At 39.3% G+C, this 17,157-nt stretch carries 16 protein-coding genes; 14 read left to right on the top strand and 2 right to left on the bottom strand.

What is annotated here, in order from left to right:
- Positions 1–113: 113 nt before the first annotated feature.
- Complete coding sequence (locus B5V89_RS18215) at positions 114–1,157, bottom strand: DUF4062 domain-containing protein (protein WP_108073390.1); 1,044 nt, start codon at positions 1,155–1,157, stop codon at positions 114–116.
- Between the two features lie 269 nt (positions 1,158–1,426).
- Here B5V89_RS18215 and B5V89_RS18210 point away from each other — a divergent pair, with 269 nt between their 5' ends.
- From B5V89_RS18210 to B5V89_RS20260, 13 genes are all read left to right on the top strand, one after another.
- A complete protein-coding gene (locus B5V89_RS18210) occupies positions 1,427–2,428 on the top strand; it encodes a tRNA dihydrouridine synthase (protein WP_108073388.1) in 1,002 nt (333 codons plus the stop codon).
- A gap of 377 nt (positions 2,429–2,805) precedes the next feature.
- Positions 2,806–3,183 (top strand): lactococcin 972 family bacteriocin, encoded by a 378-nt coding sequence (locus B5V89_RS18205; protein ID WP_108073387.1) that lies wholly within the window; start codon positions 2,806–2,808, stop codon positions 3,181–3,183.
- A 776-nt stretch (positions 3,184–3,959) separates the two neighbouring features.
- Positions 3,960–4,655 carry an ABC transporter ATP-binding protein gene (locus B5V89_RS18200; protein WP_108073385.1) on the top strand — a complete coding sequence of 232 codons (696 nt, stop codon included), beginning with the start codon at positions 3,960–3,962 and terminating at the stop codon, positions 4,653–4,655.
- Positions 4,652–5,008 carry a hypothetical protein gene (locus tag B5V89_RS18195; RefSeq protein ID WP_108073384.1) on the top strand — a complete coding sequence of 119 codons (357 nt, stop codon included), beginning with the start codon at positions 4,652–4,654 and terminating at the stop codon, positions 5,006–5,008. Before B5V89_RS18200 ends, B5V89_RS18195 begins: the two co-directional genes overlap by 4 nt.
- Before the next feature lie 332 nt (positions 5,009–5,340).
- On the top strand, positions 5,341–7,314 hold the full coding sequence (locus B5V89_RS18190; RefSeq protein WP_108073383.1) for a hypothetical protein: 1,974 nt from the start codon (positions 5,341–5,343) through the stop codon (positions 7,312–7,314).
- Positions 7,315–7,785: 471 nt separating this feature from the next.
- Positions 7,786–9,432 carry a replicative DNA helicase gene (locus tag B5V89_RS18185; protein WP_244913538.1) on the top strand — a complete coding sequence of 549 codons (1,647 nt, stop codon included), beginning with the start codon at positions 7,786–7,788 and terminating at the stop codon, positions 9,430–9,432.
- A gap of 29 nt (positions 9,433–9,461) precedes the next feature.
- Positions 9,462–9,902, top strand: a complete 441-nt coding sequence (locus tag B5V89_RS18180) for a hypothetical protein (RefSeq protein WP_108073381.1) — start codon at positions 9,462–9,464, stop codon at positions 9,900–9,902.
- A gap of 381 nt (positions 9,903–10,283) precedes the next feature.
- A complete protein-coding gene (locus B5V89_RS18175; RefSeq protein ID WP_108073380.1) occupies positions 10,284–10,655 on the top strand; it encodes a GntR family transcriptional regulator in 372 nt (123 codons plus the stop codon).
- Positions 10,656–10,660: 5 nt separating this feature from the next.
- On the top strand, positions 10,661–11,536 hold the full coding sequence (locus B5V89_RS18170) for an ABC transporter ATP-binding protein (protein ID WP_108073379.1): 876 nt from the start codon (positions 10,661–10,663) through the stop codon (positions 11,534–11,536).
- Positions 11,524–12,129, top strand: coding sequence for an ABC-2 transporter permease (locus B5V89_RS18165; protein ID WP_108073377.1), 606 nt, complete (start codon positions 11,524–11,526; stop codon positions 12,127–12,129). The genes B5V89_RS18170 and B5V89_RS18165 overlap by 13 nt, the downstream gene beginning before the upstream one ends.
- A gap of 435 nt (positions 12,130–12,564) precedes the next feature.
- Positions 12,565–13,464, top strand: coding sequence for a hypothetical protein (locus B5V89_RS18160; protein ID WP_108073375.1), 900 nt, complete (start codon positions 12,565–12,567; stop codon positions 13,462–13,464).
- A gap of 136 nt (positions 13,465–13,600) precedes the next feature.
- Positions 13,601–14,326, top strand: coding sequence for a Fic family protein (locus B5V89_RS18155; RefSeq protein ID WP_108073373.1), 726 nt, complete (start codon positions 13,601–13,603; stop codon positions 14,324–14,326).
- A gap of 252 nt (positions 14,327–14,578) precedes the next feature.
- Positions 14,579–14,740 (top strand): hypothetical protein, encoded by a 162-nt coding sequence (locus B5V89_RS20260; RefSeq protein ID WP_181294713.1) that lies wholly within the window; start codon positions 14,579–14,581, stop codon positions 14,738–14,740.
- A gap of 103 nt (positions 14,741–14,843) precedes the next feature.
- On the opposite strand, the gene B5V89_RS18150 is transcribed toward B5V89_RS20260, so the two are convergent.
- On the bottom strand, positions 14,844–15,683 hold the full coding sequence (locus B5V89_RS18150) for a PHP domain-containing protein (protein WP_181294712.1): 840 nt from the start codon (positions 15,681–15,683) through the stop codon (positions 14,844–14,846).
- Between the two features lie 375 nt (positions 15,684–16,058).
- Between B5V89_RS18150 and B5V89_RS18145 the strand changes: the two genes are divergently transcribed.
- Positions 16,059–17,157 (top strand): AAA family ATPase (locus B5V89_RS18145; RefSeq protein ID WP_108073369.1); only part of this gene is annotated, 1,099 nt, incomplete at its 3' end.

Here is a 17,157-nt window from a genome sequence, read left to right as displayed (position 1 = left end):
TCTTTTACGACTTGTAATTTGAAATCTTTTGAGTGTTTTGTTCGTTTCATTATGTCAGCCTCCTTGGTACATTAAGTAGTATAATATTTATTACTCTTACTGTCCAAGTTCATTTAGGGGCTATAGAGATCTTTTGTTGTAATTGCATAATACAATACATTCTTATCCTCAGAATATCCAATAACATTGGTATCTCGAGTAAGAGCTGAAACTACATATGAATCATCATTTGTTAAATCATATTCGAAGCTTGGAGATGTAGCACCGGCATAACCACAAAGTCTAATTTTATCTTCAGCCTTTTTATATACTGTCAATGCATTACATTTTTCGAATTTGCCAATCTCTTCAGCTAACATTGTTGCAGGACGTTGGTAAATGTAATCCCCCATTAATGGTTCCATGGCAGTTTCTAAGAAATTTTCCCAATCCGTTATCGTACCCATATGAAGATATGAAAGTAGGTTTAACGTGTAATCTTGATATACAGTAAAATCTTGGGCGGCAATAGCATTATCATGAATATCTTCCTTCATTGGTACAAGTTTTATTCCTTCACCTAACCGATCGCTTAAGTACCCTTTTATTTTCTTATAAGCTTTGGGAGCCTGAGCTAATACGAGTTCTTCGGTCCATATCCGTGCAGCTTGTACATCATATATAAAGGCCCATATAAATGGATGAATTGATTCAATCTTTTCACGTTGGGATCTTCCTAAGTCTTCATTAATCACCTGATATACTATGTCAATTGTATAATCTGGATTACGGTGTTTTTCTTCTATATACTTTTTGTATCTCCTATCAAGATCCTTACGAATATGTTCCTCATAAATTTGCTTTATATCCGAATCAAGAAAAGCTATAACATATTTACCTTCTTTTATTGCTGTTCGAAACTCTTGATATGTAGGAGTACATTTATCCTCTGCCCAATAAGTCCCTACATTGTCATTCAAAAGCAAAATAAAGATATCAGATTCCATCACCTTTTGCAGGCATGTTTTCATGAAATCTGTTTGCCATGGGTAAAAATTGTCTTCGAATAATAATGGGCTATGCCCAGCTTCTTCTAGTTCCCGTTTTAAATCAGATCGAAATGGGACTAGCTTTCTATCGTAGGCAGAACTGATAAATATTCGAGCTGGATTTGGCATAATATTCCCTCCTCACAAAAAAATATAGCACATAAATAGTAAATATGAGAGGAATTTTCACAAAATAAAGATAGTGTTTGGATCCTTGTGACCCCCAATTGCACTTTTTATTTGAAAATAGTAAAGTTTATAATGTTCAAAATTTACTATCGTTTGATAAAAAGCGTTTACACATGGTATAAGTGTAAAAGAATTAGGAACATTTTTTGCTTTTTAATTTTGGGATGAGAGTTTGAACGGGTATCCCATTTTGGAAGGATTGATTTATTATGACAGACAATTTTTGGCGTGAATTACCACGGCCATTTTTTATACTTGCACCAATGGAAGATGTGACGGATGTTGTTTTTCGCCATGTCGTGAGTAAAGCAGCTAGACCGGATGTGTTTTTTACGGAGTTTACAAATACGGTGAGTTATTGTCATCCAGAAGGGCAGCAGAGTGTGCGTGGGCGTTTGACGTTTACAGAGGATGAGCAACCAATGGTGGCACATATTTGGGGAGATCAGCCCGAATATTTTCGGCAAACGAGTATTGGTGTCGCGAAACTTGGCTTTAAGGGTGTGGACATCAATATGGGCTGTCCTGTGCATAATGTGGCAGCAAAGGGGAAAGGAAGCGGCCTGATCCTGCGTCCAGAAGTCGCTGCGGATATCATACAAGCTGCAAAAGCAGGGGGATTGCCTGTAAGTGTGAAGACAAGGCTTGGTTACACGTATGTAGACGAATGGCGGGACTGGCTAACTCACATATTGAAACAAGACATCGCTAATCTTTCTATTCATCTGCGTACAAGAAAGGAAATGAGCAAAGTAGATGCTCATTGGGAGCTGATTCCGGAAATTAAGAAACTTCGTGATGAAGTCGCACCAGATACACTTTTGACGATCAATGGAGATATTCCTGACCGTCAAACGGGCTTGAAGCTTGTTGAACAATATGGTGTGGACGGGGTAATGATCGGACGTGGAATTTTTACAAATCCATTTGCCTTTGAAAAAGAACCGAAAGAACATAGTAGTGAGGAATTGCTGGATCTCTTACGATTGCAGCTTGATCTTCATGATAAATATTCAGAGGAATTTGAGCCGCGTCCATTCAAACACCTCCTTCGCTTTTTTAAGATATATGTGAAAGGGTTTCGCGGGGCGAGTGAATTAAGAAATCAATTGATGAGTACAAAGTCAACAGATGAAGTGCGTGCAATGCTTGATAATATTGAGTTTGATAGGACCGGGGAACTGGAGAATGATGTGACCCAAAAAAGTTAGTGTTTATATTGCAGCTTATTGGCTGGTATGAGTTCGGTATTTAACTGGACTCATACCGGCCAATTTTTGTTTTATTCGTTTGTTTCGTATAGTGTGGACGTATACTTGCAAATTTTTTATATCATTCAAAAGTACTACATTAAGAATTTATGGTGTTAGCAATTGGTGAATTATTACTATTTTCCGAATAATGACAAATAAGTAGAAATCCTCAAGCTTTTGTTGGATTCTACAATTATAATAAATTATGTAAGTGGACAATAAAAGTAAGAAAAAATCCCTCCCGCATCGACATGGTAGGTAAGCGGTAACAAATCACCTTAAAGAGAAAAATATTGCAAAAAATAGTATAATAAATGGGGAGGAATGAGTGAATAATGAAAAAACATTTGAATAAGAAAAAGAGGAACCCCTTGAGTAAAGCTATCAAATTGACTTTGTCTGCGTTGGCGTTGTCCGCCACTTTGGTAGGGGGCGCCGCGGTGCCTACACAAGCTTGGGTGAATCCGGGGTATCACTACCAGTATCCAGCGGAAGGTGGAGAATGGAGGTACGGGTTCGTAAACGCAGGGCTCCGGTCTGAGTATAACCACCCTACCAAAGTTCACGGCTCGACGGTACAACGGCTCATTGACGGCAAAGTGGCAAGTACTAACAGGAGCTTAGACACGGCAAAGGGGAAATTCTCTTATGCCTATGTCGGAACTATAAACTCACCAGGTCTGAAGGGTCGTTACTACTACCGTACCAACTAATCCAGGCGATACAGGTTATGGTCGCCGGCGCACTGTTTACTAGGCTTGCGCCGCTGGCTACAATCATCGCCGACCTTTATGATCAATCTTTTCCGGAGGATATTGGTTCGAGAAAGTTAAATCTTTATTCTCTACTTTGATTTCCACATAATCATAATAGGTCATTAGGTTGGTACATGTCAAATTAGCTTGTCTTACCGCTACCTACCATGTCGGTGTGGGATGTTTTTTTAGAAGTAAGATATTTGCCAGTTAGAAATTTAAATCGCGATGCTTGTAATACTTCAAAAGCTATGAGGGTGCATAGGTTTGTACCCAGTTTTTGAGGGCACAGAATTTAAATATCCGAGGTTTTCATTATAGAGTTTTCAGATGATGCTGTTTAGGGATGTGTTAGTGAATTGGAAGTGAGATCTTTTGATGCACTGCCAATGCACCGTACCAAATAAACTGAGCATATCTTGTAAATCAAGTGGGAAGATAAGATAAAAACATTTTTAATTTCACAAAACCGAGAATTTATAAATTTTTCCTAATTCAGTTATAAAAATAATGGAAAAGTAAATAAAGGAGGAGCAAGAGATAAAAATCCGGACAAGTTGTAAGCTTGAAGAGTAATAATATGGGCAAAAACAGATAAATAGATTAGGAGGAATGAAATAAATGATAAAACTTTTATGCAGGCAACAGAGGAAACCCTCGATTCTAACTATCAAAGCAACGTTCACTGCATTGGCGATGTCCTCTATGTATGTTGAATTTGTTAGGTGGTGCAGATGTTGATAGAAGCGCAGGGCATTTCAGTAGCAATTGGTGGGAGGCCGGTGCTTGCCGGAGAGACTGTTCGTTGCACGCCTGGAACCATGACAGCTTTAGTTGGTCCGAGCGGATGTGGAAAGACCACACTTTTACACTGCCTCGGGCTACTGCTCCCAGTAGATAATGGGCGAATCTTGATCAATGGAGACGATGTCACAAAGTATAGCACTGCGGCACGGCGTCGATTTTGGCGTGATCATGCGGCTTTTGTACTTCAAGATTACGGCATTATGGATGAGGAGTCGATTGCCTTCAATGTAACCATGCAAGCGAGCATCCTAGGCCGAAGTGTCAAGGGAAATCGAGAACGGCTAGCACAGGTGCTCGAGCAGACAGGTCTCCAGGGTCGGGAAGATGAGTTGGCTAGCCACTTGAGTGGGGGCGAGAAGCAGAGACTTGCGCTTGCTCGTGCCATTTACAAGGATGCTGCGATTCTGTTCGTCGATGAGCCCACTGCCTCGCTCGACGCAACCAACCGGAGGAAGGTCATCAATCTATTTGCAGAATTTGCGGCACGAGGTCGTACGGTCATTGTGTCTACGCACGATTCCGAGATGATTAATGCATGTGGCGCCCAGCATAAGATGGGTTCTAGCAGCTCGTCTAACCACTCTTCAACAAGTGATTCCGTTATAACAGGAGGTTCCTCATGAAGTCAACTACTAAGATCATTATTGTTGTTGCAGTTTGCTTACTGCTAGTAGTGGGAGCATTTGCACTTTTAAACGGCTGGTTTTCAGTATCAAGAGATACGCACCCGCCGTGCGAACAGCTGCCAACTGTAGCTGAAGCCAATAAGGCTCTAGCAAGTCACCAAGACCTCGTAAAGGAGATTGAATCCGTGGGTGATGACATTGCGGTGGAAGTCGGAAAGCCGTGTGCTGATGACCTGGACCGAGGACTAATTATAGTGAGCTATAGCTCTAAATCCGAGCGTGATGCCATCTCTGACTTGCTTAGCCGACGAAATGGATTTGGGGCTCCCGTGCATTTGGTGAAGCGCTAACATGAATTTACTTACAGTCGTATTAGCAAGAACGTTGTCTGCCGGTCATGGGCAAGGCTGGCTCTCCGACTAAGTCAAGCCGCACCTAGTGCCGACTAGCTACATCAAGTACAACTGTTCATCAAAGTGTCTTTACGGATGGTTGGTGAGCAGTGACATATTAGTTGAAACATAAGAATATTGACAAAAAAATTGTATGAAATAAGGAGGAATGAAATAAATGATAATACATTACCTGCTAATCCGAGCGATTACACTGGATTCCGCCGATACCAGTTGCAGTCGACGGGGCTTAGCATGGCAAGTACTAGATAGTTCTTGGAGGTCATCTTGTGTATAAGCGTATCATAGTGGCTGTCGCGTGCGCATTATTTTTTCTGCTTGCGCTGCTGGCGGTAATTATCACTGACCTATATGATCGAGACTTTCCACGGGCTATTGGTGCAGAGAGCAGACTTAGTCTCGACTTCAGTGATTCTAGTTTTTCCGTCACTGAAGCGTTTGCGAAGCTGGAGGAACTCGATAAGCGCTGGGATCTTGGTCTGGTCAAGATTGCACCGGATCTTGCCCGTGATGGGGATGGTAAGATTTTTGTAAAACTTAATGATGGAGATTTACCCTCCAAATTTAATTGGTTCGGTGGGGATGATGTTGGTAAGATCGTCAGCAAGGACCGACTTGCCAACTCCTATCCTGATGGGTTCTATCTCGTGACTGGCAAAAAAGCTCATTTAGATGAGTTTGTAGACAAGCTGAAAAGTGTAGGTGTGGATGTTGGTCGCGGTGATGCTTCAATTTTTGACAGCCTTAAATTCGTAGTGCAGGAAAAAGGGTTTGCTGCTGCGGTACTCGCTTCGTTTGCGTTGATTGTGACTTTGGCGTTATTCTGGTTGTCACTAAGGGCCCGGAGCCGTGCCCTTCGAGTTCTCGGCGGGTGTCCGACCTTACGAATCCAGGCGCAGGACCTAGCAGGGTTCGGGGGAGCACTGCTTGTTTCGGCGGGAGTCGTAGCGATTGTTTCAGCGGGCTATGTTGGTGTGTTTCATGGATGGATGTACGTCGGTACCTTCCTCAAGGTGCTGATCAGTCTGCAGGTCGCTGTCATCTTCGTATCTTTGCTTGCTGCGCTTGTCATGTCAGCTTCTGCTTGGCCGAGCGCAACCATGCTCGCCACTCGACAACCAGCGGTAAAGAGTCTACGTTTGGCGGCGATCGTGATCCAGGCGTTAACATTCCTCCTGGTGGTGGCAGCGGCTGGACCTGCTTGGTCCGCGTACAAACACTCATCCGCTATGGCTGCTGAAATGGCGCAGTGGAAACAACTCGCAGACCAGGTCGCAATTGTGTTTGCAACAGAAGTCGGCGAGATGGAAAAAATTGAACCGCAAATTGGTGAACTGGTGAAGGATGCGGAATCACATGATGAGGTCGCACTTTCCTACACTTACACTCAAGAAATGCAAATGCCGGTTGATTTTGGAAAGTACTCGGCTATCTCTTACGTGAACCAGAGTTGGCTCGATCTTGTAACAAAGGGTGCGCCGAAGCCAGCTGTTGAATCCGTGCCTTACGACAGTATTCCAAAAGGGATTGTCAAAATGGTTCGAGAAGACGCAGAGATTTTATGGAGGAAAGGGTTTTCAGAGAAGTTGTTCGAACAGTTACAATTTATGAAGCCAGTAGACGGCTTCCGGCTGCCAGTGGCCCAAGGAGGAGGGGGCAATAGGCTTCACTTTGCAGACGATGTCTTGCTCGTCGTCGTTCCTTCGCTCTATGAAATTTATAATGATTCTGCATTAACATCTATGGCCTCGACTAGCAATGTCGTGTTCAACGGTGTGACTGCCACTCAGCAATTGCTAAAGCGACACGGCCTTAACGTGCAGGCACTACGCGATCGTGGCATCAATGGTGAACTGAAAGTTGTCTACATAGCCGAAGATGGGATTCTCCTCGCTCAGTACGCAGCGTACATTGTGTGGTTGCTGAATCTTGCGCTAGTTGCATTAGTTGTTGCTTTCACTGTCGCCGCTGCGATTAGTGCGTTGATCACTGCACTGTTGCAGGCGAAGCGTGATTTCCCACTACGGGTGGCAGGCCGGTCATGGATCCATATCGTCCAGATCCGTGTGGCCAAGGAATTGCTTGTTGGGGTCGGTCTCGTGTGCGTTGTTGTCTTGCTCCAAAAGCCGGATGAGTTGTGGGCCGTACTCGTGGCCGCAGCGTACGGGTTGCTTGTTGTGCCGCTGAGCCATCTGTTTGCTACACGTTGGTGTTTCAATGGCGTCAGTAGACGTCGAATTTGATTGAAGCTTTAGGGTGTTTTTAGTATCAATTGGTGGTAGGCCTTTTAACGATAGGAATTGGTAATATCCTGAGGTACTTTCCTCAACAATAGTATTAGGAAATGTTACGATGATTTCTAATTCTAAAAAAATCTAAGTAAAGAGTATTTATGAAGTGAAAAATATTCGCACAACTAGTCGGTTACAATTTAAGATGATTACTTTTTTATTTGAACAGTCATGATTACAAAGAGAAATGGACTATCCTTTTTATATGGATGGTCCATTTTTCTTATGATAATATCAATTTATTTCTTTTTAATAAAATTATTTAGTGCAATTTTCGGAACGTTCTTCTGGAGGTTAGGTGCTACAAAGTGAATGTATCACAATTTGTTCATAATTTTCTAGGAACTAGGGTGCCCTTTTTCTTCATAAATTTATATTTCATATATGAAGGCAATTTTAAGTGAAGAAAGGGCAGGGATGAAAATGGCGAAATATAGAATGGTACGTACGGAATTTTGGAAGAATCCGATTGTTTTAGAAGAGATGACTCCGGAGGATAAATATTTTTACCTTTATCTGCTGACGAATCCGCATACGACGCAAATTGGAATCTATCGAATTACGAAGAAAGAAATGGCGTTTGATTTGGGCTATTCGATTGAGAGTGTGGATTCGTTAATGGAGCGTTTCGAGGAGCATCATCAGTTGATTCGTTACAATCCTGAAACAAGAGAACTGGCGATTAAGAACTGGGGAAAAGAGAATCTGCAAAAAGGCGGAAAACCGGTGATGGATTGTATTGTTTTCGAATTGAAAGAGGTTGAGGATCACTCGCTTATACAATATGTTTCGGAATACATACATAAAGAAGAGATCCGCAACTTATTTTTAGGAAGCTTGATGAAGGCAGAATACTTACTTCACGATACCATCATCCAGCCAGATCATTTGGAAAGTTTACGGCATAAGGAATTGATGAGAAGGATGATGGCGTTAAAGCGGACAGGTAAAAATATTGATTTGCTTACGTTTACGACCTTACCGGATCTCGAAAATTTTGGTGGAATGTCTTATCTTTCAGAGCTTTTATCGTATGCAGATCTTGAGAAATTTAATGAAACGGAGAAGCTTATTCTTGACTTGTGGAAGGAACGAGAAAAGAGAAACATCTTAACATTGGCAGCGATGAATGATTGGGAGATTGCGAAAGTCATTGCCGAATTGGATAAAATAAACCAAACGAAAATGGAGGATCATACCTCTTTACACCAAGCTTTGGTGAGAATCTTTGAAGCACCTTGGGAAGATCAATATCATTCAAAAGGTGTGACGACGGGGATCGAAAAGCTTGATCTCGTGACCGGAGGCTTTCAGAACGGAGAAGTGACGATCGTAGCGGGTAGGCCTTCGATGGGGAAAACCGATGTGATGCTTCATTTTGCAAAAATAGCCGGTTGGGCAGGATATCTGCCACTCGTCTTTTCCTTGGAAATGCCTGAAAAGCTCATCACCTCGCGATTAATGGCCTCGACCGGAGGATTTAACCGTGTCAAAATGCGGGATCCGAAACGAATGCTTAGTCAAAGCCAAAAGCAGAAATGGTCGGATGTTATTGGTAATCTTGATGAAACCAATATACAAATTTTTGACGGTGCAGGGCAAACCGTTGCCGAAATGAGAGCGAAAACAAGAAAGCTCATGCATGAATTCCCTTATAAGAAACCAATCGTTTTTATCGATTACTTAACATTGATTCAACCAAGTGAATTTTACGGGGGAAATCCCCATTTACAGGTAACGGAAATTTCAAAATCGCTCAAAACGATGGCGAAAGGTTTTGATTGCCCGGTCATCTGTTTGGCACAGCTCAATCGATCAGTCGAAACGAAAGCCAATAAACGACCGATGATGTCTGATATTCGTGAATCTGGCAGTGTCGAACAGGATGCCGATGTCATTTTATTTCTATATCGCGAAGCCTATTATGACAAGGATTCCGAGAATCACTCTCTTGAAATGATCGTATCGAAAAACAGGAATGGTCCAGTTGGAACAATTAAGGTGAATCACAATGAGCATACAGGTGCGATCGCGGACAAACACGAACAGAATACGACTTCCGGTGGCTGATAAAATTCTAAAAAATGGGGTGTTATCACATGTTGGTGAGAGAGATGTATGAGTATAGTTTGCTTTATGAGGATTCTACACTGGCTCATTCCCTATATCATTTATTAGCAGAAAAGAAAATTTCATTGGATGATGATATGTCCAAAATAGACATAAAGCAAGCAAATCATGAAAAAATAGCAGAATTAGTGAAAAAGAATGTATTGGGGATTCGTAAAATTGGCATCTACTCCTTGAAGATGGACAAGAAGAACTTTGTCTTTATTTATGCAAGTAGCGAGGAAGAGGCAATACAATTCTATCGTAAATCATTTCATAAGAACCCATTGAATTGTCATGAATATTTGCTAGATTTTGAGCTTAGTAGGGGGAATGATGTGATTTCGTTTCGGGAGATGAGGAAGGAGTTTGAGCGGTTTCCGACGGTGGCGGGGTATTATGTGAAGGGGGAATCAACTCGACTGGCATAATTAGGTAAGTTTTTCGGGATGTGGTCGGATGTTTCATATTAAATGAAATAAATGTCAGTCTAGAATATTGAGTTAAGGAAATTGCAATTATTCCAGCGGTGAATTCCGGATCAATGAAGAAAGCGTAATCCCTAATCAAGGAATATGCTTATTTTTTTGCCTTTATATAAATTTTATAGTTTTGAAAAACTTCTTTTCACATCAAATAAACGTTGCACAATGCTTTAAGTGTGTATATAATGTTTATATAGTATATATACATTATATGAAGAATGAGGATTTGAATTCAGTTAGAACTCATAACATGAATCTAGCAAATACCATTAGTATATTTTTAATTATTTCAAGTACGCTTCCAAAAAATAAGAAAGAAGGATAGGCATGCAAATAATTATTTCTAACAGTTCAAAGGAGCCGATTTATGAACAAATTACGAATCAAATTAAATCGTTAATTTTAGCAGGTGAACTTCAGGAGGGCACGTCTTTACCTTCTATGCGTAATCTCGCAAAGGATTTACAAATTAGTGTAATCACGACGAAACGTGCCTATGAAGAATTGGAGAAGGCGGGCTTTATCTATTCCATTGTCGGAAAAGGTTCATTTGTCGCAGAGCAAAATATAGAGGTTATAAAAGAGAAGAAGCTGAAGGTCATTGAAGAGCAGTTGAGTGCAGTCATAACGAATAGCAGGGAAATCGGTCTGTCACTTGATGAGCTCCAGCAATTATTGAAGATTTTATACGAGGAGTGAAATGAATGGAAAATGTGGTGGAATTAAAGAATGTAACGAAAACATTCAAAGATTTTTCCGTTAAAAATATTAATCTACAGGTGAAGCAAGGCTTTGTAACGGGCTTCATTGGAGCGAATGGAGCTGGTAAGTCGACAACGATAAAAATGATGATGAATCTATTAAAGCCGGATGCCGGGGAGGTTAGGCTTTTCGGATTGGATTACAAGAAACATGAAAAGGAGATTAAGGAGCGCATTGGGTTTGTATACGATGGCAATGTATTTTTTGAAGGGCTGAACTTAAAAGATATAAAGCGCATTATTTCACCAGCTTACAAACACTGGGATAATACATTATTTTATCAATATATTGAGCAATTCGAATTACCACTTAATAAAACGATGAAAACTTTCTCAAAAGGGATGCAAATGAAGGCATCATTGGCGATAGCTCTATCTCATCATGCAGAGCTAATCATTATGGATGAGCCAACAGCAGGCTTAGACCCTGTATTTAGACGAGAGTTGCTGAATCTTTTACAAGAATTAATGGTTGATGATCATCGTACCATTTTCTTCTCTACACACATTACAACTGATTTAGATCGTATTGCAGATTATATTGCTTTTATACAGAGAGGGAAATTAGTATTTAATAAGTCCATTCATGATGTAGCTGAAGACTATGCGCTCGTTAAAGGAGGAATAGAACTTCTAGATAGAGACACGGAAAAGGCGTTTGTTCATGTTCATCGTGCCTCAACTGGATTCGAAGCATTAACGGATAATATAAAAGCAGTGAAAAATATTTTCGGGGACTCGGTTGTCATTGAACAAGCATCACTGGAAGATATCATGTATTACTCCAATCAAAGGAGGCATACAGCATGTTCAATTTAATCAGACGTGATGTCATATTACAGAAAAGGCAGCTATTAATCTTTATTCCTTTTATCCTATTCTTTATCATTATGGACGCTCATCCAGCTTTGACTTTTCTCGTTGCCAGTATTTTTATTCCCTTTAACACATATGCTTACGATGAAAAAGTTGAGACAAACATATTATTAAATTCCTTGCCTTATACACGTACGGAAATTATCGCATCCCGCTATGTTGGTGCTATCGTTTATATGGTGTTATCCATTGGGGTAACGAGTCTAGCATTATTTGTTTTCAATAAACCTTTTACGATGACTGATATTGCAATTGGCGGAGGCTTATTCTTAGTATTTGCTGCGTTTACCTTTCCATTATTTTATATATTTAAACCAGGCTATATTACAACGGTTGTAATCATTAGCTTTCTTCTTTTAGCAGGTATAGGACCGCCTATTGTGAGGTTTTTAGGGAAACATTTTACAGCAATTACTGATTTTATTCTCAATTTATCCATATCGTCTTTATATACGGGAGCGGCAGTTGTCATCATGACCCTCTATGCTGTTTCTTGGGTAGTAACCAATATCATTTACCAGCGCAAAGCATTTTAACTGACTTGCATAATTGGAACTAACTTTTAAAAACGTATCTCAAAGATTGTAAGAGTAAATGCGGCAACATCTTAAAGTGATATCTTTTAAACTACTGCATATGAGCTTTAAACGCTTATTTTTCAATGTTTGAAGGAAATCTGTCGAAACATGAAAGAATCCTTGTGTTTTATCCTAAAAGGCGCTTGACAATCAGAAAGCCGATTGTTAGTTTAAAGTTAACAAAACCCACAACGCCTCTTAACAATGCGGACCAATGTGGGTCATTTTTTTATACTAGCATGTAAGTTAATAGTTTAGAACGTGGATGCCCCGAAAGAAGAAATGATAGCCCGTTCAGTTACAGTGGAGCGAGTTTCGTTATTGACTTGTTTGGATTAAACTTATATGAAAATTTAAACAGATGAGTGGTCAGGAGCACTGGAGGTATAATAAATGTTATTCAAAAGAAAGCCGAAAATAAATGAGCAAACAATTAAAGAACTCGTGCAGAAACTGGAAACAACGTATATGAATAAGGATTTCGAACAATTGCAGGAAATGTTTCATCCGGACCATCGCGAAATCTCCTTTTTAAATCACTTTTCCCTCATGATGAATTTTCAAATCTACAATAGTACGTCCGAAATTCTCCACCTCGAAATACTGGATATGAATGAGGAGGAGGCAACTTTTACATATACGCGGAAGCATATGTATACATGTGTGAAGGAAGAGGATGAAAACGGAACAAACCCGAACAATATTTCAAGTTATTATGTACAAATTAAGGTAGAAGGTAAAACGATTTGGATCATGAAATATGCAAGATATAGTGAACTGTTTTTGGACCTAGATGGAAAAATTCTGCCGGGAGAAAAGGCGGTTGTACCTCCAGGGGCCGAATACTTTGACAATATGAAGCGTTTTATTGATGTCATTCAGTTGGAGCATTTAAAGCCGGCTACTTATCTTTTATACGGCGATAGTGAGTTCATCGGCTATTATCCCGAAAAGGAGCGTTATTCATATCGGACATCAGAAAAGCTTACTTTCGATTACTTTCTAGAGATGGAAGCTGCCTCGATTAAAGAGCATACAAAAAGCTTCATTGAGGGAAACACACTAGAGTATAGTGATATTCTAGAGGAAGAAGAGGATTACTCCATCATTGAAATAAAAACGGAGGGCAGTTCCGGATTGCAGCATGAATTGATCTTGAGCATGCTTGCCCCGGACGGCTTCATTATGGTACGTTTTCTGAAAACGAAAAACGCTCCAATTGAGGAGAAGTTGCGTCGGCAACTGATTAAACAGATGCAAATTGCTGCGACAAAGCTTGACGTTTCAGTTTGACCGGCCGTTATATTTTTATTGCCTTAGTTGAACGTGAAATGGATAATGAGTAAACTCATTATGGAGGAAATTCTCCTTTTTTGTAGAAAGAGAATGGTAGGAAAGTAAAGGACAAAACCCTATGAGGTGAGATAGAATGTTTGAACAAATTGATCAGAAAAAGGCTCTTCTTGATGCAAGTCGACCTTTACCAAAGTATACATTAAGTAGTTTACGCGAAAAGTTATTGCTTGAATGGACATATAACACAAATGCAATCGAAGGGAACACCTTAACTATAAATGAAACGAAAATAGTTCTTGAAGGGATTACAGTTGGTGGGAAAACGATGCGTGAACACTTAGAAGTAATTAATCATCGTAATGCGATTTTTTATGTAGAAGAAATTGTCCAAAATAAAGAACCCTTTTCAGAATGGCAGATTAAAAATTTGCATCGACTTCTATTAAAAGGCATCGATGATGAATATGCGGGTGTATATCGAGATCAGCAAGTATTTATTTCAGGTGCAAAACATAGACCGCCAGCTCCATTCCTTATAAAGGATCAAATGGAGCAGCTTATAAATTGGTATGAACAAGAAGCGAAACAAATGCATCCGGTTACTCGTGGTGCAATGTTACACGCTATTTTTGTCGGAATACATCCTTTTATCGATGGGAATGGTCGTACTTCCCGTTTATTGTTAAATTTGGAACTCATGAAAGAGGGCTACCCACCTGTCGTTATCAAGGTAGAAAATCGCTTAAAATATTACGAAGCATTAGATAAAGCACATACCCAAAAGGATTATGATGATTTTATTCAGTTGGTCGCAAAAGAGGCGGAAGATTCGTTAGATTTATATTTAAGTGCAATATAAAAAATAGATTTAATAAATATATTACTAGAGGAAATGATGTGATTTCGTTTCGCGATATGAGGAAAGAATTTAATTGTTTTCCTGCTGTTGTGGGGTATTTTGTGAAGTAGTAGAAATTAGGGGGTGTTCGACTTTAATCATCTCGTTAGCAAATATACCTTACAAAAGTTTTTGTTTATATGGCGGGAAATTCAATACAGGCATGATGTAATATCGCCCTCAATCCTCTAAAAATTAATGAGGTGGTTATAAATGACTGCTGATGAAATCATGAAAGCAATTGAAGAAATGGATAATAGGGAACGGATTAAATTACTCAATATGTTATTTGATAATTATTTTGATAGCAGACCTCCTAATGAACAAATAATAAAAGAAAAAGAGGAAATATTTTGGGGTAAAGAAGATGAGTAAAACACAGCAGGCGTGGAGAGGGATGGACAGTAGAGTTAAATGGAAAGAGAAGACCTGTCGTTATAGTCGTTTTCCCGTTTAATCATGTGGTGAATTTGCATACTTAATTGTGACTTAAAATATCTCCAAGATTTAACCAGGAAATCGGTATTTCCATCTCTCCAATTTCGATTTTTCCAAAATTACCGTGGCAATCAGAACCTGCTGTAATTAACAAGCCGAGTTCTTTGCAAATGGACAGGCAATCTTCTGTGACTTCATGAGAATGCGTTGGATAATAGCACTCAATGCCATCAATCCCTAAATTAATTAATCTAGTTATTTCTCTCTTAAAATCGTTCCTTTCAGTAACATTTATTACTCTTCCAGGATGAGCAAGAATTGCCTTCCCGCCTGCACTGTGAATATGATTACATACCATGCTAACAGAGGGAAATTCAATGCAGTCAAATGATAGTTCATACTTTGAATAGAATGCAAAACCTGCTGTCAAGCTGCTGGTAATCCCCTTTTCCACAAAATAATGCAATGCCTTCCAACCACCGTTTTTTCGGTCATAATTATAATTTAAGTATTCCTCTAGAGATATGTTATTGTATTCCCTTTGCATCCTTTCTATGAGTCGCTCATCTAAAGACTCAAAAAGCAATCTGTTTTTTTTAGTAAATTCTCTAAACCTTTCATTATTTAAATCCATTCCATAACCCAATATATGCAGATTTTTCCCTCTATCTAATGCGTCCAGTTCTACACCAGATATTAACAATAGTTCTTTTTTATTATTTAGCTTTTGTATTTCTCTTGAACCTTCTAGCACATTGTGGTCAGTAATCGCTATTAAACCTAACCCTTTCTCTACTGCTTTAGCTATAATTTCTTCGGGAGACATCGTTCCATCGGAAAATATAGAGTGAATATGTAAATCAGCAATTTTATGATTCATTTTCATATCAGCTCCGTAACAAATTTATATAAATCAACATTCGCCATTGAGGATAATATTCCCTTCCTATGTAACAAAAGCAAGGAAGGCATCCTGACCGTTATCTTAACAAGGATGAGCAGAAAGCCGAAGTTTGGTGTTTGTGTCGGTCACAGTAAACAGGCACGATTTTACAGAATTACCCGAACGAGAAAGCCCACTCCTTTAGGGGTGGGATGAGAGAGAGGTCAGATACGAAGTGCCACAAAAACAGAAGTTTTTTTGGTCTTTAAAGTATCTGAAAAATATCGTAAAAACTTGGGCATGTCCCTTGTTTTTTTACATTCAAAATAATATAATCAAGGAAACGTATGTTCGCATAAGGGGTGTTCATGAATGGCAAAAACATCTTCACCAAGTTTCGTATTATCGTTAGAGTTAAAGAAAAACTCTCTTTTATTTTCGATAGCTTTTGATGAATTAGAAATTTGTCGGGTAATGTACAATACGGTATTGGGACAGTATTTGAAATTAGAAAAACAAATGAAACGAGAAAAACGTTATAAAAAACTTATTCGTCAATTGAAAGCTGTTTCGAAAAAATTAGAGAAAGATAAACAAATTAAAGCTTTGATGAAAGATAAAAAACAAATTCAAGATGCCTTAAAAACATTAAGAGAAAAATACCACCTAACGGAATATTCTTCTCATGTATGGGTGAAGCCGATTCGTGAACACTTCGGTAATAGAGTGAATGCAGCTGTTGCTCAAAAAATAGCGACAAGAGCCTGGAATACTTTTAGTAGAAAATTGTTTGGGAAAGCTAAAAAGGTTCGTTTCATTCGAAAGGATAAAATGGATAGTTTTGAAGGCAAAACCAACTCAACAGGGTGGAGATACATAGATGGATATATTGTATATAAAGATTTACAATCACCGTTAATCGTGAAAAAGAAAGACCAATACGCTTTAGAAATCATTCATCATTTAGAAAAGAAAACAGAGTTTTCTTATAAAGTAACATCTAAAGGTGAAACAAAATCCGCTCAGGATTTTTATCATGTTAAATATGTTCGTATCGTCAAGAAAGAAATTCGGGGAAAAGTGCGTTTATTTGCTGATCTAGTCATTGCTGGTTATCCACCGTCAAAAAACAGAAAACTTGGTAAAGGAAAAGTAGGTTTAGATATTGGTATCTCCACCGTCGCTGTTTCAGCTTTAACTAAAGTTTCATTGGTAAATTTAGCTGAGCAAGTAAAAGAAATATCCCGTGAAATTACGCTAACCCAAAGAAAGATGAACCGTTCAATGCGTGCCACAAATCCACAAAACTTTCATTTTGATGGGACCATCAAAAAGGGTAAGAAATACTGGGTGTTTTCAACCCGTTATAAAAAGCTTCGCGCGAAGTTAAAAGAGTTCCATCGGAAACAAGTGGTTATTCGAACAGTATCTCATCGAACATTAGCGAACGGACTGTTAGAATTAGGCGATA

It is taken from the genome of Heyndrickxia sporothermodurans (assembly GCF_003055045.1).
Classification (GTDB): Bacteria; Bacillota; Bacilli; order Bacillales; family Bacillaceae_C; genus Heyndrickxia; species Heyndrickxia sporothermodurans.
This window is presented reverse-complemented; position numbering and strand designations above follow the sequence as displayed.

Excerpts from the sequence above, each read along its gene's own strand:
- B5V89_RS18215 (WP_108073390.1), bottom strand. The coding sequence starts at position 1,157 with ATGCCAAATCCAGCTCGAATATTTATCAGTTCTGCCTACGATAGAAAG.
- B5V89_RS18210 (WP_108073388.1), top strand. The coding sequence starts at position 1,427 with ATGACAGACAATTTTTGGCGTGAATTACCACGGCCATTTTTTATACTT.
- B5V89_RS18205 (WP_108073387.1), top strand. The coding sequence starts at position 2,806 with ATGAAAAAACATTTGAATAAGAAAAAGAGGAACCCCTTGAGTAAAGCT.
- B5V89_RS18200 (WP_108073385.1), top strand. The coding sequence starts at position 3,960 with ATGTTGATAGAAGCGCAGGGCATTTCAGTAGCAATTGGTGGGAGGCCG.
- B5V89_RS18195 (WP_108073384.1), top strand. The coding sequence starts at position 4,652 with ATGAAGTCAACTACTAAGATCATTATTGTTGTTGCAGTTTGCTTACTG.
- B5V89_RS18185 (WP_244913538.1), top strand. The coding sequence starts at position 7,786 with ATGGCGAAATATAGAATGGTACGTACGGAATTTTGGAAGAATCCGATT.
- B5V89_RS18180 (WP_108073381.1), top strand. The coding sequence starts at position 9,462 with ATGTTGGTGAGAGAGATGTATGAGTATAGTTTGCTTTATGAGGATTCT.
- B5V89_RS18175 (WP_108073380.1), top strand. The coding sequence starts at position 10,284 with ATGCAAATAATTATTTCTAACAGTTCAAAGGAGCCGATTTATGAACAA.
- B5V89_RS18170 (WP_108073379.1), top strand. The coding sequence starts at position 10,661 with ATGGAAAATGTGGTGGAATTAAAGAATGTAACGAAAACATTCAAAGAT.
- B5V89_RS18165 (WP_108073377.1), top strand. The coding sequence starts at position 11,524 with ATGTTCAATTTAATCAGACGTGATGTCATATTACAGAAAAGGCAGCTA.
- B5V89_RS18160 (WP_108073375.1), top strand. The coding sequence starts at position 12,565 with ATGTTATTCAAAAGAAAGCCGAAAATAAATGAGCAAACAATTAAAGAA.
- B5V89_RS18155 (WP_108073373.1), top strand. The coding sequence starts at position 13,601 with ATGTTTGAACAAATTGATCAGAAAAAGGCTCTTCTTGATGCAAGTCGA.
- B5V89_RS20260 (WP_181294713.1), top strand. The coding sequence starts at position 14,579 with ATGACTGCTGATGAAATCATGAAAGCAATTGAAGAAATGGATAATAGG.
- B5V89_RS18150 (WP_181294712.1), bottom strand. The coding sequence starts at position 15,683 with ATGAATCATAAAATTGCTGATTTACATATTCACTCTATATTTTCCGAT.